Raw genomic sequence first — 21642 nt, 5'->3', positions numbered from 1 at the left:
CGGCGTCAAAGCCCACAAAATAGGTGGATGCGACGACATACAGACGTATAAGCAGCACGAGCAAACTCAAACGGAAACGGAAACGGAAGACTTTAGGCTCGATTCTCAACCGATCGCCAATGAAGCTCTACGAAGACACATCCGACTGATGGTCGTACGGTGCATTGGATGGTGCCCCCGAACAAGAAGTGCGGCAAAAAAATAGCACTAACGACTGGAAATTCCACTGAGCAGTTCGACAAAGTATCAAAGCTGAGATCTTTAAGGCGTGGACCCTTTTTGATCGATGACGTGCGCTAACGTTGTGGCATGAAGTCACGACTGGCAAAAAGTGCCTCACTGACTGGTGGAAAAAACAATGCAACATCTTATATTCTAAGGATAACGAATGACTATTAAGGGCGGAAACAGACTGAATCGCGCATCGCTTAGCGCGGCACTCCTGATCGCATGCCAAGTGCCGCTGACCTACACGTCGGCCTTCGCACAATCGGTACCATCCGCTGCGGTCACGACGCTCAGCTATGACATTGCGGCGGGGCAGCTAGATCGGGTTCTTGTTGCCATCGCGTCGGCAAGCCGCCGTCCGATCTCATTCGATGCTGCGTTGACGAGCAACTACAAGAGTCCGGGCGTCAAAGGAAACTTGACAGTCGAGCAAGCAATCGACAAGGCATTGCTCGGCACAGGACTAGAACGGGCAGCCACCGCGAGCGGCGCATTGACGATTCGCGAAAAGTCCGGTGGTACTTCCGAGGCTGCAGCTCAGGATCGCACGGCAGCGGCTGTGCTGCCGCAAATCACAGTTCGGGACTCCGCCACCAATCAGAACGTCACCAGCTTCACCGCGGAGAATAGCAGTTCCGCAACACTCACTGACACGCCCACGAGCGACACACCGATGGCTGTGCAGACGGTCACCCAGGCCGTGATGCGCAGCCAGCAGGCGACCAGTGTGGCGGACGTGCTTCGCAATGTCAGCGGCGTAAGTATTGATCCCAGCCAGTCAGGCCAGGCAAGCGTTGACATAAGAGGCTTCTCCGCGCCCGTGTCAACCGACGGCCTGGTTACCAATACCTCCAACGGGACCGGGTATCAGAACGGGCTGGCTATTCCGCTGATCGGGGTAGAACGGATTGATGTCGTTAAAGGCGCAGATTCGATTGTCAGCGGGGGAACAAACCCAGGTGGCGTAGTCAACGTCGTGCGCAAGCAGCCACAGGCTGATCCCATCTACGAGTTTGAGACGCAGGTCGGGTCCTATGGGGACGTCCTGATCGGTGGGGACGCAGGAGGCGCAATCTCAAAGGATAACCACCTGAACTATCGCTTTATCGTGAACGGGGAACGGACAGGCGAATCGTACGGCGGAACGGTGGGAACGCGGAATTTATACATCGCGCCATCTATCGGGTATCAGACGGCCGACACCAACCTCGTCGTAGGCTTCGAACAGAACACTCAACACCAGCCGCTGCCCTACTACACTGTATTCCTTGACGGAACACCAGCGCGTGTGACCCACGCGTTTGGAGACGAAAACGATCATATTCGGACAAATTCCAGTACGCTCTACTACGACTTCTCGCAACGCCTTTCACCAGTCTGGTCCGTGAAGAGCAAGGCCTCATATAACGCAACGGTCACCTCTTTCGACTTTACGGAGGGCAAGGTTGCGGATGATCTCGGCGATGCAATTTTTCTCCCGGTTGCTGGATCGGACCATCAGCGCGCTTGGAGTTTCCAGGAAAGCCTGGAAGGCAAGTTCCATACTGGCGTCATCAGCCACGATCTGGTTGCGGGTTTCAACTATCAGCGAAGCATCACGACTACCGCGGCCGGGTTCGATGCGGCCGGCATTTTCCCTGGCAGCATATTTACAAATACTCCGCCCGAGGACGCGGTTCCTACTAGCGCCGGGGCTGCCGCCGAATTCGGGTATTCCAACCAGTTCTACCTCCAGGATCAGTTGAAATACGGAAGATTCCACCTCCTCGCGAGCATTTCGCATGGACAGTCATGGTCTAGCACCTCAACGAGTTCCTCTACTAGTAGCGCATGGAGTCCGAACATTGGAATCCTATACCAATTGACGGGTGACATAGCTGCGTACGCAAGCTACCAGAAAACTTTCAATCCTCAAGCCAATGTCGTCCTGGTAGGCGGCGCAGCTGCGGCGGCGGCACTGGGAAAGAATGCCGAGGTTGGTTTGAAAGGGAACTTTCTGGACGACAGGGTAACTGCTTCTGTAGCGCTCTACCGAAGCTCGCAAACGAACGTCGCCGTCGCTGATGGGGCATTACCAGGATTTAACCTGATCGATCCGGCCGGCTACGTTACAAAAGGCGTTGAACTTGACATCAGTGGTCAGATTACCAACGGACTCAAGATCATAGCCAACTACACCTACAACGCCCAGCAGAACCCGGCGGGCCCTGCCATCGAAGTGGAAGCTCAGCAAGCCAGGCACAAGGCTTCTCTATGGGCGGAATATGCATTTCAAACGCCCGCCCTACAGGGATTTGGTCTCAGCGGTGGCATCACCGTAAGATCGTCATACCAGGCCGGCCAAACGGATCTTTCCAATCCGATTGATCATGTCCCGGGGCAGGCGATCACCGACGCCAGCGTTTTCTACAGGTCGAAGAAATGGACTACGACGTTCGGGGTCAAGAATATTTTCAACCGCTTGCAATACGACGCCAATGGAGAAGATGAGTTTCTCAACATCCTCCCGGGCCGGACGTTTGTACTCACCAGCATCTACCAGTTCTAGCCCGCCCGAAGGCATCCCGAAAACGGACGCCGCCTTCCCGACGGCTAGTCCAATCATCGAGGCCTGCATTCCCTAGCATGATCAAGCAAAACCCTACTGTTGTGCCTCAACCCGCAACGCTCAAGGCGTGGTGGGCACTCCTGCGCCCATATTGGACGTCCGATAGAAAACGGGGGGCAATAGCATTGTTCTCCGCCCTGTTGATCCTGACATTTTCACTGACCTATGTCCGGCTCGCATTGACGGTCTGGATGGGCCACTATCAACAGACGGTCATCCGATACGACGCCACCGCGATACCCTCGCTGCTCCTCGGCTTCCTCGCCATTCTAGGCCTGGACATCGGGGTGAACGTCGCGGTCAACTTCATCAATCTGGCGTTGGGAATCAACTGGCGTAGCTGGCTGACCAAGCGCTTCCTGCGACGCTGGATGGACGGCAAAGCCTTCTACTGGATCGAGCAGGAGCAACTGGTCGACAACCCCGACCAGCGCATAACCGAGGATATCGACCAGTTCGTTACCGCCTCGCTGACGCTTTCTCTCGGTCTCTTCGGAACGGCAACACAGTTGGTTGTATTCACAAAGGTGCTTTGGATCAAGTCGGGCCCATTGGCATTTTCGCTATTTGGGAGCGTCATCCAGGTCCCTCACTACATGGTTTGGCTGGCAATCGTCTACGCGTTGATAACGTCGTTCATCGTCCAGTTCGCGGGACGTCGGCTGCAACCGTTGACGTTCCAGAAGCAGCAGGCGGAAGCAAACTTTCGTTTCACGATGACCGGTGTGCGCGAGCACGTCGAACAGATCGCACTGCTTGGCGGTGGCACGATGGAGATCGAACGTGCGGGACAAGCGTTCGACAGGGTTCGTGCAAACTTCTGGCGCATCCTTATGTTCAACCTGCGCTTCGAGCCGGTTACGTTGGGGATTGCCTTTGTCTCGGCTTCATTCGCGGGCTTCGCTTTGCTGCCTCGTTATCTGAGCCATCAGATCTCGTTCGGTGACATGACGCAACTCTCCGCAACGTTTGGTGTGGTCGCCGCGTCGCTGCAATGGTTCATACATAATTTCGTAGCGCTCCAGCAATATCGCGTCGTTGTATCGCGTCTCGCAGGCCTCGACGCCGCAATAAACCTGGGCAGCCGTCCCAGGGGACCGCACTACGATCGCTCGGTGTCAGATTCCATTTCAGTGAGCGACCTCGATCTGGAGACGCCACAGGGACGCATGCTGGTTTCAGGTCTGACGCTGACCTTGCGTCCTGGCGAGCGATGGATGGTAAGCGGTCCCTCGGGAGCGGGAAAAAGCACGCTGTTACGCGCGTTGGCGGGAATCTGGCACTACGGGGCAGGACAGGTCACGTTACCGGCCAACGCCAAACTTTTCTTTCTGCCGCAAAAAAACTATATTCCGCCCGGCACCTTCAGGGCGGCATTGTGCTATCCAGCAGAGCCATATGCGTTCGACGACGAAACCTGCCGGCGCGCGCTGACCGACTGCCAGCTTGGTCAATACGGCGACGTCCTTGATGAGGTCGCGCGTTGGGGTAACAACCTGTCTCCGGGCGAACAACAGCGACTCGGGTTCGCACGCGCCCTTTTGCAACGCCCGGACTACCTCTTGCTCGACGAGTCGACCAGCGCATTGGACGAGGACAACGAGTCAAAAATGTACCAGTTGATAACTCAACGGCTTCCTGAAGCAGCCATCATCAGTGTTTCCCATCATTCGTCACTCAAACGTTTTCATACCCATGCACTACGAATCGAAAATGGGCAGGCGCGGCAAACAAGCCGAGTCGCCGTCACCTGATTCAGGACCGGTCGCATGCAAAGGAGAACCCCGATGGAAAAGACCTATCTGACAGCCACGACCGAAACGTTCGACGCAGTCGTTCTGCAGGCCAAGCTCCCCGTACTGCTCGACTTCTGGGCACCTTGGTGCGCACCCTGTCTGGCGCTCGGCCGTGTCATCGAGCAAATCATTCCCGAGTATGCCGACAAGGTTCTCGTGGTCAAGATCAATGCGGACGAAAATCCTGAGTTGTGCCAGCAGCACGGACTGAGGAGTCTCCCGCGCTTAAGTCTTTACCAACATGGACAGGAAATCGAGATCATCGAGGAACGTACACGCGCACGACTCGAGCGCTATCTGGAGAGCCGCTTCTAAACCAACATCAGGTCGCGCGTCGCATTCGAAAAGATTCTTGAGTCAGCTCACGCCGACGCAGCGCATGCTGGATTGATCACTAAAAACACCATCCATGACCACACTCCTGATCGACACAACCGACGCGACCTTCGACAACGATGTCCTCCGATCGACACTTCCAGTCTTGCTGGACTTCTGGGCACCGTGGTGTGGGCCGTGCAAGGCTCTCGCGCCAATGCTGGAGCGCATCGCCATTCAGCACGAAGGCAAACTCAGGATCGTCAAGTACGACGTCGATCAGAACAAGGACAGCATGCACCGTTTCAAGCTGCGTGGCGTGCCGACACTGATCGCTTATCGTGCCGGAGAAGAAGTTGGCCGCCATGCCGGCGGCAACGCTTCCGGCTTGAAGCTGTTGCTCGAGGCGCTCCTTGCCGGACCGGAACCGCACATGGATCCTGGCACCAACACGTTTGGCAACGATCCGGCTCGCAAAGCGCGTTGCATTGCCCGTATCGAGCAAGCCATCGCCGAGGGACGCCTTGGCGGTCCACCGCAGAAACACAGTAGCGACGATCTGCCTTCCACGATCGCCATTGGCCAGACATCGGACCGTGACGACCCCGACGTGCTTGGACTGCCGCCCGTGATTGATGCACTCTACAATTATTTTTACGAGATGCTTGCTGCGGACCCGAGCGGCCGTCAATTCACCACGGATTTTCTCCGTTCCATATCGGTCGGCGTGGACCTGAGCTCAGTCCCCCGCGACTACCTGCTCTGGACACTCAACGACGTAATGGGCCAGGTTCCCGCTGAAAGCGAAGCAGCGCCATTGCTGGCCGATCTGGTCAATCTACATCGACGCGATGCGCTGTCAGGCACTGTCCCGCCCGCTCAGTGGGAAGCCTTGCAGGCGCGCATCGAAGAAAAAGGCCCTGCAACCGGCAAACAAGACGCACTCATCCTGGCCACCATCGCTCCGCTCGCGACGCCGGCCGCGAGCATTCCTGCCACCGCGTTCTTCTTGCTGATCCGGGTAGCTGTCTCGCTTCCTGTGCAGCAGATTGCATCCACATGGTGGACCGCAGAGGAGGCTGAGATTTTCGATAGCACGAATCGTTCGATGGCGCCGTTCGTGAAGTCGCTTGGGCCCCGTCCAGAGGAGCCGGAAGCGCTTGCCGAGTACGAACGGAAGAAACAGCAGTTCATCGACGACGCGTGGGCCAAAGCTTATTCGATCTGTCCGACATTGGAAAAGCAACGGCAATTACGATTGGATGCAATCGAAAAAGCCGGGCATCAGGCGCGAACCTCTCATGCGCAGTACCTGATCAAGCGCCTCGCCAACTCCTAATCGGTCAATCCGACATTTCCATTCCCATGCACCTCTCATCCCCGAAAAGCTATAGCGCGTTTCCTGCCACTGACATCGAGACCGGTGACGCGGCCAAGCAACGCTACATCGATAATCTTGAACGGGAACTCCCACTCGCCACCCAGCGTCGCGCGGATAAACGAAAACGATATATCGATGCACTGAGGGCGCATATCGAGGCTGGCAACGATCCCAAGCAATTCGGGATACTGCATCCACAATTTCATCTTTCTGATCCGGACACAGCGTTGTTGTATTGCCTGTTCGGCAAGGCAAGCGATGTCGAATACGGTGCGTCGACACTTGGCGTACCGGCATCCGCCCTCCAGCTCTACTGCTTCATCCACGAAGAAAAGATGCATCAGCAGCAGGTTTTTGTCCGAAATGGTGTGCCTATCGATGCTGAAGAGAGCGCCGAGCGCTTCGGCGTCGAGTGGGTAAGCGCCATTGATCCGGGCGACGATCTCTATCTCGTACCGGCGCGCCTCGTTCACTGGTTACTCAGTGATCCGGGCATCGGTATGGACGGCCTGGCGGTGAACCCGGAATTGCGCCTGGCAGTCGAGCGCGTTGCGGCACTGCATCTGCGAGCGATTCAGCGCAATTCTCCAACCCGCGAAGAGTGGAAAAGCGTCCAGAGATCACTGATGGAATTCGCGGATCGCGCACAGTCATCGTCCGAGTTTGGAGAAATTGATCGGCTGATCATGCAAATCACCGAAAACTCCGCAACGGATTGTGCGGATTCGAATGTGATCGGAGAGGAAATTGTCATGCCTCTCGCTCAACTGCACGCCCGGATGCAAACGCCCGAGCTCGTCTATACAGCCGAGCAAATCGCTCTGAAAGAGCATATTGAGAAGCTCCGGGAAGCACGTTCCGAAGCGCTTGCGGAGAAGCACGCGCGTCCAGAGGTCAAAGCGCTCTATGCGAAGATGGACCTTCATCATAGTCAGGTCTTTGCGCTACGGGCCAAAATGGTCGGACACATAGCCACCCGGCTTATAGCTATGACACGCGACGTTTGCCCGCCAGCTTAAGTGGGAGACTGTGACCGGACTTTCAGAGGCTGCTCCAAAGACTGAATCAATCGCCGTTGTAGAGCTACTCTGATTGACCAATCGTTTACTGATCCACATCGAACCTGTTTTGGGCATCGTCAATCTCCGCGATATGGTCGCATGCCCATTTCCCAAGCGCCACGACAGGCTTGCCAAACGATTGGCCAAGTTTCGTGAGTGCGTATTTCACTTGCGGGGGACTGCTGGGAAGGACAGTCCGCGATACGATTCCATCGCGCTCCAATGCGCGCAAGGTCCGCGTCAGCATCTGCTGCGAGATCCCTTCGATGCTGCGTTTGATGTCGTTGAAACGACGAGGGCCAGGTCGAAGCAGGACGATGACAAGCACACTCCACCTATCGCCAATACGAGTCAGCACGCGGCCGACACGGCGCGTGTCCTTCAGTACATAACGGCCGTCCTCAGTCATACTCATGTGACTAGATCCCACATTTATGCGTTCTCTCAACCAGCGAAATGGCTCTATAGTTAACCTCGGTCAATTATTAAGCCATCTCTCGCATCGGTCCAGCGATATCGAACGCGGGACAGATCAGCATGTGGCGATGAGGCGGCCAAGAGCTAATAACACACGGGTCCAGTAGCAAAACTCAACCACGCGACGCGAGGGATTCATCCACCGCAAATGATCGTCACCGGCAGCGCTTGTGGAATAGAACTCAACCTAATGAACCCATCTGCTAATTAACGAATGAGAGAATTGAACAGGATCATGCAAAGGGTAGCCGTTGTAACCGGCGCCAGCCGCGGCGCGGGAAAAGGCATTGCACTTGCGCTTGGCCAAGCTGGGATGACGGTATATGTCACAGGTCGCAGTCTTGCTGACGACGATTCCCCGTATGGAGGCACGATCAGCGAAACCGCCTCCCTGATCGACAAGGCAGGTGGCCGGGGCATCGCGGTCGCAGTAGACCATACCGATGACACGGCCGTTGCCTCGCTCTTCGAGCGCTTGCGCAACGAGTACGGCAGGCTCGATATCCTGGTCAACAATGCGGCCAGTCTGGTCGCCACGACGATGGTGGGTGGCTTCTGGGAAAAGCCCCTCACCGCCGTAGATCTGATCACGGTAGGTCTTCGCTCGCACTTCGTCGCGAGCTATCATGCCGCGCCTCTATTGATTGCCAATGGCAAAGGCCTGATTGTGAACACGGGCCACTACGGGGCCGTGTGCTATTACCACGGCCCTGTCTACGGCGCGCAAAAGGCCGGATCGGACAAGATGGCCGCCGACATGGCCAAAGAATTACGTCCGCACAATGTCGCGGCGTTTTCGATCTGGATGGGCGGATTGGATACAGAACGGGCTCGTGCATATCTGATGGCGCTTCCCCCAGCATCACGTCCGACCGCGAAGCGGGAGTCGCCACAGTTCACCGGAAGAGTCATTGCCGCCCTATACGAATCCGATCAAAGGATGGCTCTATCAGGGCGCGCGCTGATTGGTGCGGAAATCGGTGCCCTCCTTGGTGTAAGCGATATAGACGGCTCGCATCCCGTCTCACATCGCTACACGCTGGGCGGGCCGCCCGAACTTCATCCTTCTCTTTTGACCTGACGTGCGGCAGCACCTTTTTTTCTATAGAACATCGGCAATGGCAGCCAGGCGCCCCGCGCAATCCCCTCTACAGTGCGCCCTCACTCAATATCTCATCAGGTTGCTCGCGGGTATTCCGCATAAACCAGTTGTCCGGCCAGGCCGTTTCCCTGAACGAATACGTCCAGCAGACGGATGTAGCTCCGGACACCCTCTTGGTCTATCATGCATTCAAGCTGGTCGACGGAAGCAGGCGCTGCCCCGATAGCCGTTCGAGAATCGCAAGTGGCCCATACTCAGGCCGGATCATCGCGGCGACGGGCAGGAAAAATGTCTGCTCCAGCATGAACTGCCCCGACAGCGCAGCGTGCGACGTCTGGTCGGAAAAGCAGATCCATGTGCTGCCTGGCTGGGACGATGCGAGCTCCTGCGAACCGTCCCGTTGATAAGTCAGGTCTGCCTTCATCGCATCATGCAGGCCAAGCATCAGATGGTCGTATCGGGTACGCCTCGATTTCGTGATTCGCAGTTTTTCGAGGAGCCAGGCGCTGCCCGCCCTTTGCGGGGAGATGCCTGGGACGAACCGGCGCGCAGCGAGCTCGAACGGCTCGCCGACACGCCATACGCGAGGTACACCAGCCGGATTGATGTTGGCAAAAACCCGAACGATCCGCATGCCATGATTGGGTCGGGATGGGAGTGCGTCCACATGAAGGCGGCTATCATCCGCCTTCCACGATCGCTTGCGATGTTCGACGGGGTGAAGGCGCAGACTCGTCGGTTCGGGTCGCAGATGCGGCCTGTATTCGGGAATCAGATTTGCGACAAGCTGGCGCGCATACGCCTGATACCGCGCAATCAGCATCTGAATGCCGCGCTTCGCGGTAGCGTCTCCGAGCACACCGGACAAGGTGCTACTGTCCGCTGAGAGGCTGATATTCCTGCGCCGGATCGGCAAACTCCGGGCGAAGTAGCTCCTTTTCAGATGGAGCAAGTTCGAATCCCGTTTCCGGGAAATACAGCACCTTGCCCTGTTCCAGTGCCTGCGCACATTGCGAACGGAAAACGGCAGGATCGGACGACAGCTGCGCCTGCCAGTCACCGTCCAGACGTACTACCTGAGACAAACCTGGATTCATTTCAATCCCTGAAAAGGCGAGGCCTACGCTCGGTGCGATGTTGCGGAAAATCAGATCTCGACAGAGGGAATTGATGCCGATCGGGTCCCCCAGACCGGATGGTTATCCGCACCGTGCCAGGCGAAATTCAGCGAAAGCTTCACCTGCCCGGACAGGTTCCTGCCAGCCCGATGCAGCGTGTTGCAATGGAAAAATACCGCGTCACCCGCCTCCAGTTCGACGTCAATTCCTGTGTCGATGAGCGCCCGGTTCTCCGGGATATCCTCACGGAAAAACAAAGCCTCATTGAAGCATCCTCGATCCAGGTCCATACGGTGCGAACGCGGAATAAACTGGATTGCACCGTTGGAGGCCCGTTCGGAACCCAGGGCCAGCCTTGCCGAGATCAGGTCATCACGTTCGAAGACCAGTAGCGGATATCCCGATGCCATCCTGTTGCAGTTCCATGCACCGGGCACTTGCTCATCAGGCTGTTGTGGTGTGCAAGAGACAATCGGGCCGGTCCACAAAAATGTGCTTCCAGCAATGCTCTGGTGGCCGCTGAGGTTGCCCAGGCGGAGAAGGCTGGATGTCGCTCGTACACCGCCAGCAGCCGCCTGATCGTTTCGCCTCCTGGCGCATCCCGCGAACGCGATGCGCCGGGGTAACCCACGTCGGCCTCGAATTCGAGTGGTGGCCTGCGCGCCGCAAGTTCCTGAGACGCCAGCTTGCACAGTTTGGCACACTGCTCAGCGTCAACCATACGCCGGATGACGACATATCCCTCGCCATCTAACACGGCACCGTACTCTCGTGCGAATGAAGAATCGGGCATTACCTGTCCAGATATGTTTCAAAATCCAACCGGACGCAGCGTGCGCTCCTCGCTGGAAGCCGCACTGGCACGGTGCTAGTTTTTGGGCGCTACAGGGTTGAAATATTTGATGCCAATGATGGCGCTGATCAGCTTCACGGCAAGAATCAATGCGATGCACGCAGGCCAGCCTCCAGCCGCATAGGCGAACCCAGGCAGAAATGCGCCGACACTACCCCCCGCGTAATAGCAGCAGACATAGACGCCCGCAGCCGAAGATTTCGCCCTGCCAGCGACTGCTCCCATCTGCCCGGTGGCGGCCGTCTGGGCGACGAAAACGCCCGTAGAAATGAGCGCTACACCGATCAGCGCCACGACGAGGTTGGGTATCAGCGTGAGCAGAATGCCGACCGTACTCGTCGCGAGTGCGGCGATCAAACCAACCTTGTATCCGACTCGCCCCATCCACCGCGCCGCAAACGGATTGGCAAACGCACCGAACAGGTTCAGCAGGAACATGAAGCCCAGCGCGGCGTTCCCGAGAAGGAACGGCGGTTTGACCAGGTAGAAGGTGATATAGGTGAAGACGCTGACAAAGACAAAGAGGTTGTTGAAGGCGCACGCGTAGATGGCGACCAGGCTGGGGTTTTTCAGATGCCGGGCCATATTGAGAAGGCCTGTGCCGATACTGCGCTGGCGCTCGAAGTGCTGCGAGCGCGGGAGCAGAAGCCAGACGCAAAGGCCGCCGAGCGCGATGAGACACGCCAGCACCAGAAAGGAGGCACGCCAGCTATGGAGGTCCGCGGCAATGCCAGAAATAACGCGCCCGGAAACGCTACCTACCACGCTACCAGAGACATAGGCCGACATGCCCATGCCGATGTTCTTGCCCTTCCACTCCTCCCCCACGTAAGCCAGCGTGACCGAGAAGATACCCGGAATGAACAGCCCCTGGATGAAACGCCAGATGATGAGCTGCTCGAGCGATGTCGCCGTCGCAGCGAGGGCCATGGGTATCGAGAGGCCGAGAATGCAGGCAACGATGACAAGCTTGCGCCCGATGGTGTCGGCGATGACGCCGCTGAATGGTGCCGCAATCGCAACGGCAAGCGTTGTCGCCGTAATCGTCAGGCTGATCTCGCTCGCATTAGTACCGAACAGCTGTGCGAGAGACGGCAACAGCGGCTGCGTCGCGTAGACCGCAAAGAAAGGGCAACAGGCACAAAGCGCGACCGCCCAGAAGCGACGTCTGTCGGAGGCGGTTGAAGCTGCGGTCTGAGCACCGACCGGGGCATTAATGGACATGGCTATTTCTCGCAATCATGGCCCGGATACGGACGGGCTAAGATTGAGAATTTAAGCCAGATCTCATTGGCAGTCGCTCGCGTCCCGGTCAATTCACGTCGAGAAAGTGACAATCATGCATGATCCGGATGCATCGGCTCACGGGATTGAGCCTGGTCCATTTGCACTCGTACCAGACCGCGCGGGGGCCGGTGAAAGCCACCCTACTCGTCTCGGATCATGACTTCGACTGCTCCGCTGTGAAGGCAAACAGCCAATCAGAGGGATCATTCCATGGACTCGGCAGACAGGCTATTTTTATGAAAGTAAGCAGCCGGTGTAGCGCCAAGCGTGCGCCTGAACATCGCACCGAAAGCGCTTGGACTGTCGTAGCCCAGATCGAGCGCCACCGATATGATCGTTTCACCACGGGCCAGCTTGGGGAGGCTTGCCAGAATTCTGGCCTTCTGTCGCCACTGGGTAAAAGTCATCCCGGTACTCACGAGAAATTGTCTCGTCAAAGTACGCGAGCTGGCGCCGACATCCCTGCCCCACTCATCGAGCGTCAAATCAATCGACGGGTCGGCAATCAGTCCCTCGCATATCTTCGCAAGGCGCGGATCGTCGGGAATCGGGAGATGAAGCGAAAGAATCGACAGAGTTCGGGTTTCATCGAGCAAAACGGCAACCAGCCGCTCCAGTCGGGCCCGCCGATCCCCCTCGCTGCCTTCCAGGCCGGTGGCACGCAGGATCAACTCCCTCATGAGCGGCGTCACGTCAATAACCGAGCACTCCGTTGGGAAAGCGCGCTCGATATCCGTTCCGGTCTCGAAATAAAGCGTGCGCATTTTGAGCATGCCCGATGCACGGATCTCATGCACGAACCCGGCCGGCATCCATACGGCCCGCTGCGGTGGAACCACCCATGTGTCACGGCCGGTCGTGATCGTCATCACGCCCGCCGACGCGAAGACCAGTTGCGATCGGCGATGCGCATGGCTGGCGATGAGCGCGTTATCTGGATAGTCCTTGGCCATCGCCGCAACGACCTGGGAATCCTGGCGCTCGCCAGGATGCTCAGGTGGCAGGGTCATTTTTCGTGGCAGTCTGGATTCGCGCTTGATACTCGCCATTGTTCAGTCGGCCGCCGTCACTGGCATGGTTTATCGATGATTCGGATAAAGACCCCGCGAAAACGGGATGAAGCGTCACCGGACATTGGCCGCAGCAAGCAGTATACGCACGAGTTCGTCAGGCTCGTCGAGCATGACGTCGTGATCAGAAGCCACCGCGTGGACCTGCCAGTCGTCTTGTTGGCGCAGTTCCGAAGCCAGTGTTCTGAACGGCGATGATGCGAATTCCGTCGCTTCGACAAAAACACGTCGTATTCTGCCGTCGATCTCTCCGCTCAAGGACAGCTTCTGCTCAATGCAGCGCAGCGGATGTGGCGTACTCAGGCTCATAACCCGACGATGATAATCCGGATCATGAGTCCTGGCCTGGACCGCTGGAGGTTTGACCATCCACCCACCACGCTCATGATCCACACGGCTCAGATGAGCCGCCCGACGCACGGGCGAGGTTGCGTCCAGCATCGACATGCCATGCTCTGGCACAAAGGCATCCAGATAGACGAGCGTGTTCAGGCGTTCGGGGATACGGTCCGCCACGCCCGTAATCACGAAACCCGCATATGAATGACCGCACAGTACGACATCCGACAGATCTTCCCACTTCACGAGATTGACGATGTCGAGAATGTGCGTTTCAAGATCGACCTCCGGACTGGCCAGATGGCTGCGATCCGCAAGGCCGGTCAGACTCGGCGAATAGACCTCGTGCCCAAGTACGCGCAACGCAGAGGCGACACGGGACCAGCACCATTGCCCGCGCCACGCGCCGTGCACAAGAACGAACGTCGACATTTCAACCTCCAGGCCACGAGTTCACAAAATTCCGCGATCCCGCAGCCACGGGTGCCCGTCACGTCGACATATTGAATCGAAAACATTGCAGCGCAATCGGAGGGTAGAAACCCTCCGCAGGATCACGCTCCAATATGCCCCGAATGGCGATTGTCATCGCGCTCAATTCGGCCATCCATAGTCGCGATCGGGACAACAATCGGAACCGGCCATTCGAGTCACGAGGATGTTCGCATCCGGGTTGACCGGTTCCTCACGCGCCTGCCATTCAGGGCGATGATTTAGGTGCCTTTTCCGCCGCAACAAGCGCTGTTTCGAGCGCGAGAAATTCCGTCTGGCTCGCGCTTCCGTCACCGTTCTGATCCATCAACGTCAGCAGCGATTGCGAGCTGGTGCTACTGCTGTCCGATGTCGCCGCGAGTCCTTGCAGCAACTCGGCATTCGTGAGGGGATTACTGTCGCCCGCGCCAAGCGCTCCGAAAAGCTGGTCAGCTTGAGTCTTGCTGCCACCGAACTGCTCGACGACCTGTTCGAATGCTGCCTCGCTGATCTGCCCATCCTGCTTACCTTCGGCATTGGTCGGAGGTGCGACGGTTTCCGAATTGAGCGTTCGAAGATAGCTGGCGAGATCTGCCGGGTTATCTCGTACCGACGACAACGACGGCAGATCCAGTCCGGCGATGCTGCTCTGAGTCAGAGTGACACCGTTTGACGAGAGTGCTGCAAGCGATTTTGCTTCCGGACTGAGCGTGACCTGCGTCGACGACTGAGAGCTTACATCTGCGGACGATGCCTGCGCTGAAGCAGAGGCGCCGCCCGCGCTCGCGCCGAGCGCCGACGATGCCGCGGACGACGACTGCCCTTTTCCTGCCTAGGCATAAACGTTTTCTCCGGGGTTGGAACCAATGGACGATAAGGCCATGAATACTCTCCGATAGGAATGCTGGATACGAGCGCAATGCTCTCGTGTGGAATCTTCTCACCGAGCACTACTCCACTTGTTTACGGCCTCATAGGGTCCAAGTTTAGGATACAACTGTCGGGTACCCGGCACTCACCGCTGCTAATCGGACTGATGTCTTTTTTCGTCTGCATCGCACATGCAACCGCCATTGCCGTCACCTCTGTCGAACCATTCCTGACGCACTGACATGGCTGCGACAACGAAATCGGCAGCCGTCCGATTTCGAGGCCATCCGACTCAGCAATCCGTCTTGTAGAGCTTGAGAACGCGCCCGGTAAACGGATTGGACATCGCACGAAGATAGGCTTGCCCAACCTCCCAGGCTTCAACAGGAATGAAACCTGGGAAATACGGATGATAGGCAACTGACTCCGTCAGCACTGTGGGACTCACGCAGTTAATCCGCACACCGCGCGGTAATTCGACGGCAGCCGATTTCGTGAAGCCCTCGACGATGTGATTGACAACGGTACCGATAGCGCCGCCAGCCAGATATTCATCCGTCAGTACGCCCGAAATCAGCGTGAATGAACCCTTGTCCGCGATATACGGAAGTGCCGCCCGTACCAGATTGATCTGCCCCATGCCCTTCGCCTTGATCGAATCGGCCCATTGTTCGTCCCTCGTCAGTTCAAGCGGCGCCGGGAAAACGTCCCCCGCCGCGCACGCCACCGCATCGAAATGACCAACTGTGCTGAAGAGGGCCTTCAGGCTTGCCATATCTGAAAGGTCTGCCCGGAAATCCCCGGATGAACGAGCGACAGACACGATCTCGTGACCCTTTCCTTGCAGCGCTGCCTTCACGGCGGTGCCAACCGTGCCGCTCCCAATAACGATTGCTCTCATGATTTCCCCATAAATTTACAGTGACTGCAAAAATAAATTATCGCATTTACTGTAAAATTTCAAGCACTGATTTCGACGGAAAGTGGCATCCATGACGGACAAGGAAGAGAAGAAGGAAGGACTGCGCGAACGCAAGCGGCGCGAAACGCTTGAACGCATCGCTGAAACCGGCCTGCGGCTATTCGTGGAAAATGGCTACGACGGCACAACACTGGAGGCCATCGCAGCCGAGGCTGGTATCGCCGCTCGGACGTTCTTCTACTACTTCAAGACCAAGGAAGATATTCTGAGATACTGGCAGGGAGACGGCTTGCTCGAAGCGCTGCGCCCGTCCCTGATAGCCATATCGCCCAGGCAGGTGCCGCTCACCGCCGTACGTCGTTGCCTGATCGAACTGGTCTCCCGCTACGAGAACAAGCGATCCATCGTGGTGGACAGCCTCATGCGCTCGACGGACGCACTGCGCGTCCGCAAGCAGGCGATCTTTGTCGAGATGGAAACGACCGTATTCGAGGCCTTGTGCGAGGTGTGGCCAGACCAGGAACGTCGGGCGGCGCTGCGTGCTGTTGCGATGGTAGCCATCGGGACGATGCGGCTGGCCATGGAAAACTGGCGCGACGGCAAAGGCAAGCGCCCCCTGGCCGATTATCTGAGCGACGGTTTCGCGAGATTGCAGACGGAAATTCGTGCCTCGCGGACCAGGGCATAAATCCCTGTCAAGCCAGCACTCGATCCATCAGAGATCGAGCGTGATTTCGCCAGATGTCGCACGCGACACACAGACCGCCAACACTTGCTGGATGGTCGCCATATCACGACCCATTGGGCAGCGGTCGACACTTTGCTCCACACCTATCCGTCGCTGCAGATCGATGAGGATGCGCTCTACGTACGCGATGGAAAGTTACGCACCGCAGCGGGTGTAACAGCTGGGCTAGATCTTGCCCTTGCCCTTGCCCTTGCCCTGGTCGAAGAGGATCTCGGGCGCGACATCGCAAGACGCGTCGCCGGGCAACTGGTCATGTATTTCAAGCGGCCAGGCGGGCAACTACAGTTCAGTCGCAAAGGGGAAACGGGCCCGACAGGACGATCGATGCTTCAAGAAGTTCAACGCTGGGTCGCCGCCAACCCCGAACTCGATCACAGCATTGCGAGCATGGCAAAGCACGCAGGGTTAAGTCCCCGGCATTTTGCGCGCCTGTTCCATGCCGAGGTCGGCATTACGCCAGGAGCCTGGGTTGAAGCAACGCGTGTAGCTGCTGCCCGAAATCTGCTGGAGAATGGGCATGACACACCCGAGCTGGTGGCGTCCAAATGTGGCTTTGCCAACGCAGACACCCTGCGTCGAATCTTCAAGAAATATGTCGGCATCACCCCTGCTGAGTACCGGAAACGACACACAGTACAGACAAAGTAACTTTCTGGACAGTATTGCAATATCGTTTAGGGTTGCGAACGTACTAGCAGTCACCGCAAGGCCAAATTCCGGCATTGTCGACGACGACAATCACCGTTATCAGCTCATGCCAGCGCTGTGCTAAAGCTTGCGGTCCGTTACTACTGCAAGCGAATCAGGTGGTCCCGCTGATTGAATAAGTCTTCCGTCGGAACGCGGCAGGTGTACTACCTGCGTAGCGTTTGAACACGCGATTGAAAGCGCTTTCCGAAGCATACCCGACAGCTTGCGCGACCTCTGACAGCGAGTTGCCACCGGTTCGAATCAATAGCATCGCTCGATGCATCCGCCAGTGCGTCAGGTATTCCAAGGGCGATTGCCCGACAGTCGATTTGAATTTAGATGCGAAGGCCGATCTCGACATCCCGGCGCGCTCGGCCAGCTTCTCAAGCGACCAGCCATGCTCAAGATTGGCATGCATCGCCTTGGCTGCTTCTCCGAGGTGCTTGTCGGAAATAGCGGCCAACCAGCCGCCTTCGGGGATCGTCCTAGTACTGGCATACGCTCGAACGGCATGCACAAACAGGAGCTCATACAAACGGACGATGGTGGCGTCGGAAGCCAGACCGGGTTGTTCAACTTCAACCGCCAATAGCTCAAGAATAGACTGGAATGCGTGGCTTCGGCTTTGCTCCAATCTCAGGTGCAAAAAGCATGGAAGCACTGACAAGATAGGCTTTGCTTGAAGTTCATCAACGACGAACGAACCGCTGATGAATGTTGTCGGTGCGCCTGTGCCGCCAAACTTGATCACGTTACCAACTCTATTTCCCTCGACAACACTGCAATCAACCACCTTTGATTCCAGGTGGTCGACAAGGGTGTATGGATCACCATCGAGAGTGATGAATACATCGCCTCCAGCTAGATGAACCGGCTTCTCCTGCCGTTTCGTCGTCAGTATTCCGGAACCGCGCAGCACCAGGACGAAAGTAACCCGGTTGGGATCCGTACCTGACGACCGCCACCCCCAAGGCGCGGCCGCTTCCAACCGCGTGGACACGGCTCTCTCCATGTGTATCGAACTGAAAATTTCAGACAACGGATCCATGATTCGATCAGATTTGTACGATTGAGCAAAAAATATAGACTATTAAGAATAGATAGTCCATTTCCAAGTATATATGATCAACGCCTCGTAGAAAAAGAGGACGAAGGCTATGAACCTGCAGCAGCTCACAGAGCTGGAAAACATCCGTCAAGCCAAGGCACGCTACTGCCGATTCATTGACTTGAAGCAATGGGACAGCCTCAAGCAACTGTTTGCCCCACAGGCTCACCTTGCTTTCTACGGCGTCGCCGGTGAGCTGCTCTATGAATTCAGCGATCTCGAGCAGTTCATTGAGCTGACGGCAGCGACTCTGCATGGGGCGCAGACCATCCATCAGGTTCACAACCCTGAAATCGAGCTGACTACCGCAACGACAGCAAGCGCGATCTGGTCGATGGAGGACTACATCGTCTTCCCTGCGAGCAACTCCGAGGGATCGCGGTCCATGCATGGCTATGGCCACTATCACGAGACTTGGCACCACGCAGACGGCGACTGGATCATCACGCACTTGGAACTGCGCCGCACCATCTTCGAAATTCAGAAACAGGATCATCAAGCATGAGCAAAAGCCCAATCAGAGTTGGAATCGTCGGCGTTCACCCGGAAAAAGGGTGGGCGGCGGTCGCCCACATCCCTGCGCTGCGCCTTCTACCTGACGACTATGAAATCACGGCCCTCAGCCACCACGATTCTATTTTGGCGAAAGCGGCGGCCGAGAAATTCGGTATTCGCACCGCCGTCGCGTCAACCGAAGAATTGGTCGAGCGCGCCGATGTGGATCTCGTTGTCATTGCGGTCAAGGTACCCCGCCATCTTGAGCTCGTCACGCTCGCCATAAACGCGGGCAAATCGGTGTTGTGCGAGTGGCCTCTGGGCGCCAATCTGGAAGATGCCATCAAGATGGACGAGCTGGCGCGGGCGAAAGGCGTTCATACTGCGATCGGTCTCCAGACCAGAGCTGCGCCGGCCATCAACTTCGTGCGCGACCTCATTAAGCAAGGTTATATCGGAGAGGTTCGGTCATCGACGCTTATCGGTTCTGGGATCATCTGGGGCGAGGCGATGGAGGAAGGATATAAGTACACCCTCGATCCGCGAAATGGCGCAGGCATGTTACGCGTGTCCTTCGGACATACCATCGATGGCGTTCTCTATGCGTTGGACTCGCGGTTCGCTAGTGTCTGCGGGACGCTCGCCACGGTCCGCAAAGCGACGCGGATCGTTGAGAACGGTGAAGATGCCCCGATGCATGTTCCCGATCAGATCGGAGTATCCGGCCTTCTGGAAAATGGCGTCTTTCTCAACGCCCATTTCAGGGGCGGCCTGTCGCGTGCCACCAACTTCCATTGGGAGATCAACGGCAGCAGCGGCGACCTCGTCGTAACGACGCCTGTCGCCTATATCGGCGTGGGTGGCTTTAAGGTCCAGAGCGCCCAGGGCGAGGAAGCGCTGCACGATATCGAAATCCCCAGTAGTTATGGCGCTGACCGCTTCGAGGACGGCATCCCGCAAAGTATCGCGCTCGCCTATGAGCGGCTCGCGTCGGACATCCGATCCGACACACAGTTCAGCCCTACTTTCGCGGATGCCGTAGATTTGCACCAGTTGCTTGCGAAGATCGAGCGGAGCAGTAGTGAGCAGCATGGCTGACCTGATAATGGCACGGAGCCCAGAGGCCCTGAAGTTCTCTAGCGCCAACAGATAGAACAGTCTGCCACCGGACGCGACACGGACATTCTCGTGCGGGTCAAGGCGGCAGGAATCAATCCGGCCGACTAGCAGATGAGAAAGGTTGACGACGCGCATCGGCTGGGTCCACTCCCTCCTCCGGGACATCGCAGGAAAAACCTGTACGCATCCGTTTGTCGGCGCGTGGAGACACAGGTGACATAGAACTGGCATCGCTCGGCCAGTTAGCCCTGCAAGTTTTTCGATAAAAATTTTTGCCATATTCTTGAACGATCATTTCAATAATGGATAAAAGATGAAAGCAGTCGTGATGAACGGTATTGGTAATCTAGACATGCTTGAGTACGTCGAGCGAAGCGATCCGATTCCCGGCCCGGGTGAAGTCCTTGTCGGTGTCGCCGCTGCCGGCGTGAATTTCATGGATATTGGAGTTCGCCAGGGAATGGCCTGGACTAACATGCCCAATCCCAAAACCCTCGGCGTTGAAGGTGCCGGGCGCGTGCTGGCACTGGGCAACGGTGTGTATGACCTTGAGGTCGGGCAACGGGTGGCTTGGGCCTATGCTCCGGGCAGCTATGCGGAGAAGGTCGTGGTGTCGACGGCGGCACTGGTGTCGGTGCCAGATGACATTGACGATCGGACTGCTGCGTCGCTGATGATGAACGGCTTCACCGCCAGCCACTTCGCTACCGACTTCTATCCAATCCAGCAAGGCGATATCGCACTGGTACATGCCGCAGCCGGTGGCGTGGGTTCGTTGCTGGTTCAGATCATCAAATTGAGCGGCGGCAAAGTCATTGGTCGCGTTTCATCGGAATCCAAAGTGCCGGCAGCGAAAGAGGCTGGCGCAGATCACGTGATAGTGGACCGCGAAGGCCATTTCTTCGATGCCGTGATGCATTTGACAGGAGGAGACGGTGTGCATGTGGTTTACGACGGTTCGGGGCCGACGACTTTCCAGGCATCGCTCAACGTATTGCGCTATTCAGGTACCTTTTGCTGGTATGGGCCTGTGCTAGAGGCGGATGCAACAGTCGAACTGTTCCGACTGCCCAAGAGCATCAAGATCGGTTACGCGTCCTTCGCTCACCACATTCGAACACCGGAGTTGTTGCGCTCGCACGCGGCGCAACTGTTCGAGTGGATGCGCGAAGGGAAACTCAAGGTGTTTAACGGCGGCGAATACGCGTTGGCGGATGCGGCGACGGCCCAGGCTGATATGTGGAGCCGCAAGACCTCAGGTAAGTTGGTGCTTATCCCATGAAAAACAAGAAAGTCGCTTTGTGAGGCACGAGGCATAGGAGCTGCCATTGCCATACGCTTAGCACAGGCAGGTTTCCCTCTTACGATTGCTCAGCGGAACAGATACTTTCGAGTGTGTGAGAGATACGCATACCACCTTGGAGACAGGAGCAACAACGGGGCGGGTCGTCCTAGAAATCTCCTAGTGGTGTGCGTCAAACGGATTGCATCTTATTCAGTTTGGCCCTGGCACGCGTGACTTTCGCGAGGATGTCGGAAGCCTTTGCTGTCCAGATGAACGGTTTCGGATGACGGTTGTGCTTG

At 57.0% G+C, this 21642-nt stretch carries 18 protein-coding genes and 3 pseudogenes; 11 read left to right on the top strand and 10 right to left on the bottom strand.

What is annotated here, in order from left to right; genetic code table 11:
* The first annotated feature begins 388 nt into the window (after positions 1-388).
* From HB376_RS39480 to HB376_RS39465, 4 genes are all read left to right on the top strand, one after another.
* On the top strand, positions 389-2776 hold the full coding sequence (locus tag HB376_RS39480; protein WP_213769112.1) for a TonB-dependent receptor: 2388 nt from the start codon (positions 389-391) through the stop codon (positions 2774-2776).
* A 77-nt stretch (positions 2777-2853) separates the two neighbouring features.
* A complete protein-coding gene (locus tag HB376_RS39475) occupies positions 2854-4590 on the top strand; it encodes an ABC transporter ATP-binding protein/permease (protein WP_213769111.1) in 1737 nt (578 codons plus the stop codon).
* A 33-nt stretch (positions 4591-4623) separates the two neighbouring features.
* On the top strand, positions 4624-4947 hold the full coding sequence (locus tag HB376_RS39470) for a thioredoxin family protein (protein WP_213769110.1): 324 nt from the start codon (positions 4624-4626) through the stop codon (positions 4945-4947).
* 94 nt (positions 4948-5041) lie between these two features.
* Positions 5042-6286: a thioredoxin domain-containing protein gene (locus tag HB376_RS39465; protein ID WP_213769109.1), complete on the top strand. Its 1245-nt coding sequence runs from the start codon at positions 5042-5044 to the stop codon at positions 6284-6286.
* Positions 6287-6321: 35 nt separating this feature from the next.
* On the opposite strand, the gene HB376_RS39460 is transcribed toward HB376_RS39465, so the two are convergent.
* Positions 6322-6534, bottom strand: coding sequence for a hypothetical protein (locus HB376_RS39460; protein ID WP_213769108.1), 213 nt, complete (start codon positions 6532-6534; stop codon positions 6322-6324).
* A gap of 21 nt (positions 6535-6555) precedes the next feature.
* Between HB376_RS39460 and HB376_RS39455 the strand changes: the two genes are divergently transcribed.
* On the top strand, positions 6556-7347 hold the full coding sequence (locus tag HB376_RS39455) for a hypothetical protein (protein WP_213769107.1): 792 nt from the start codon (positions 6556-6558) through the stop codon (positions 7345-7347).
* A gap of 85 nt (positions 7348-7432) precedes the next feature.
* Here the strand turns inward: HB376_RS39455 and HB376_RS39450 are convergent, their stop codons facing one another.
* The gene (locus HB376_RS39450) at positions 7433-7804 is read right to left on the bottom strand and encodes a helix-turn-helix domain-containing protein (RefSeq protein WP_213769106.1); all 372 of its coding nucleotides are present in this window, start codon (positions 7802-7804) and stop codon (positions 7433-7435) included.
* Positions 7805-8080: 276 nt separating this feature from the next.
* On the opposite strand from HB376_RS39450, the gene HB376_RS39445 reads away from it, so the two are divergent.
* Positions 8081-8947: an SDR family NAD(P)-dependent oxidoreductase gene (locus HB376_RS39445; protein WP_213769105.1), complete on the top strand. Its 867-nt coding sequence runs from the start codon at positions 8081-8083 to the stop codon at positions 8945-8947.
* Between the two features lie 202 nt (positions 8948-9149).
* Here the strand turns inward: HB376_RS39445 and HB376_RS39440 are convergent.
* The 7 genes and pseudogenes from HB376_RS39440 to HB376_RS39410 form a co-directional block, all read right to left on the bottom strand.
* Positions 9150-10065 (bottom strand): annotated as a pseudogene (locus HB376_RS39440) (Kdo hydroxylase family protein).
* Positions 10066-10115: 50 nt separating this feature from the next.
* A pseudogene (locus HB376_RS39435) lies at positions 10116-10879 on the bottom strand (phytanoyl-CoA dioxygenase family protein).
* A gap of 75 nt (positions 10880-10954) precedes the next feature.
* Entirely contained in the window at positions 10955-12163 is a 1209-nt protein-coding gene (locus tag HB376_RS39430; RefSeq protein ID WP_213769104.1) for an MFS transporter, read from the bottom strand.
* Between the two features lie 266 nt (positions 12164-12429).
* The gene (locus HB376_RS39425; RefSeq protein WP_255631860.1) at positions 12430-13275 is read right to left on the bottom strand and encodes a helix-turn-helix transcriptional regulator; all 846 of its coding nucleotides are present in this window, start codon (positions 13273-13275) and stop codon (positions 12430-12432) included.
* A gap of 75 nt (positions 13276-13350) precedes the next feature.
* Positions 13351-14067: an alpha/beta fold hydrolase gene (locus HB376_RS39420; protein ID WP_213769103.1), complete on the bottom strand. Its 717-nt coding sequence runs from the start codon at positions 14065-14067 to the stop codon at positions 13351-13353.
* A 268-nt stretch (positions 14068-14335) separates the two neighbouring features.
* Positions 14336-14725 carry a hypothetical protein gene (locus HB376_RS39415; RefSeq protein ID WP_213769102.1) on the bottom strand — a complete coding sequence of 130 codons (390 nt, stop codon included), beginning with the start codon at positions 14723-14725 and terminating at the stop codon, positions 14336-14338.
* A 543-nt stretch (positions 14726-15268) separates the two neighbouring features.
* Positions 15269-15877, bottom strand: a complete 609-nt coding sequence (locus HB376_RS39410; RefSeq protein WP_218627509.1) for a short chain dehydrogenase — start codon at positions 15875-15877, stop codon at positions 15269-15271.
* A 91-nt stretch (positions 15878-15968) separates the two neighbouring features.
* On the opposite strand from HB376_RS39410, the gene HB376_RS39405 reads away from it, so the two are divergent.
* Together HB376_RS39405 and HB376_RS39400 are read left to right on the top strand one after the other, a co-directional pair.
* Positions 15969-16586, top strand: a complete 618-nt coding sequence (locus HB376_RS39405; protein ID WP_213769101.1) for a TetR/AcrR family transcriptional regulator — start codon at positions 15969-15971, stop codon at positions 16584-16586.
* 84 nt (positions 16587-16670) lie between these two features.
* Positions 16671-17294, top strand: a pseudogene (locus tag HB376_RS39400) (helix-turn-helix domain-containing protein); the annotation flags it as partial.
* 154 nt (positions 17295-17448) lie between these two features.
* Here the strand turns inward: HB376_RS39400 and HB376_RS39395 are convergent.
* Positions 17449-18384: an AraC family transcriptional regulator gene (locus HB376_RS39395; protein ID WP_213769100.1), complete on the bottom strand. Its 936-nt coding sequence runs from the start codon at positions 18382-18384 to the stop codon at positions 17449-17451.
* 109 nt (positions 18385-18493) lie between these two features.
* On the opposite strand from HB376_RS39395, the gene HB376_RS39390 reads away from it, so the two are divergent.
* The 3 genes from HB376_RS39390 to HB376_RS39380 all read left to right on the top strand — a co-directional run bounded on the left by HB376_RS39390 (position 18494) and on the right by HB376_RS39380 (position 21340).
* Positions 18494-18949 carry a nuclear transport factor 2 family protein gene (locus HB376_RS39390; protein WP_213769099.1) on the top strand — a complete coding sequence of 152 codons (456 nt, stop codon included), beginning with the start codon at positions 18494-18496 and terminating at the stop codon, positions 18947-18949.
* Positions 18946-20037, top strand: a complete 1092-nt coding sequence (locus HB376_RS39385; RefSeq protein WP_213769098.1) for a Gfo/Idh/MocA family oxidoreductase — start codon at positions 18946-18948, stop codon at positions 20035-20037. Before HB376_RS39390 ends, HB376_RS39385 begins: the two co-directional genes overlap by 4 nt.
* Positions 20038-20371: 334 nt before the next feature.
* A complete protein-coding gene (locus HB376_RS39380) occupies positions 20372-21340 on the top strand; it encodes a quinone oxidoreductase (RefSeq protein ID WP_213769097.1) in 969 nt (322 codons plus the stop codon).
* Positions 21341-21642: the final 302 nt, after the last annotated feature.

The organism is Caballeronia sp. dw_19, assembly GCF_018449515.1.
Classification (GTDB): domain Bacteria; phylum Pseudomonadota; class Gammaproteobacteria; order Burkholderiales; family Burkholderiaceae; genus Caballeronia.
The sequence above is the reverse complement of the archived record's forward strand: the minus strand, read 5'-3'. Positions and strand labels throughout refer to the sequence as shown.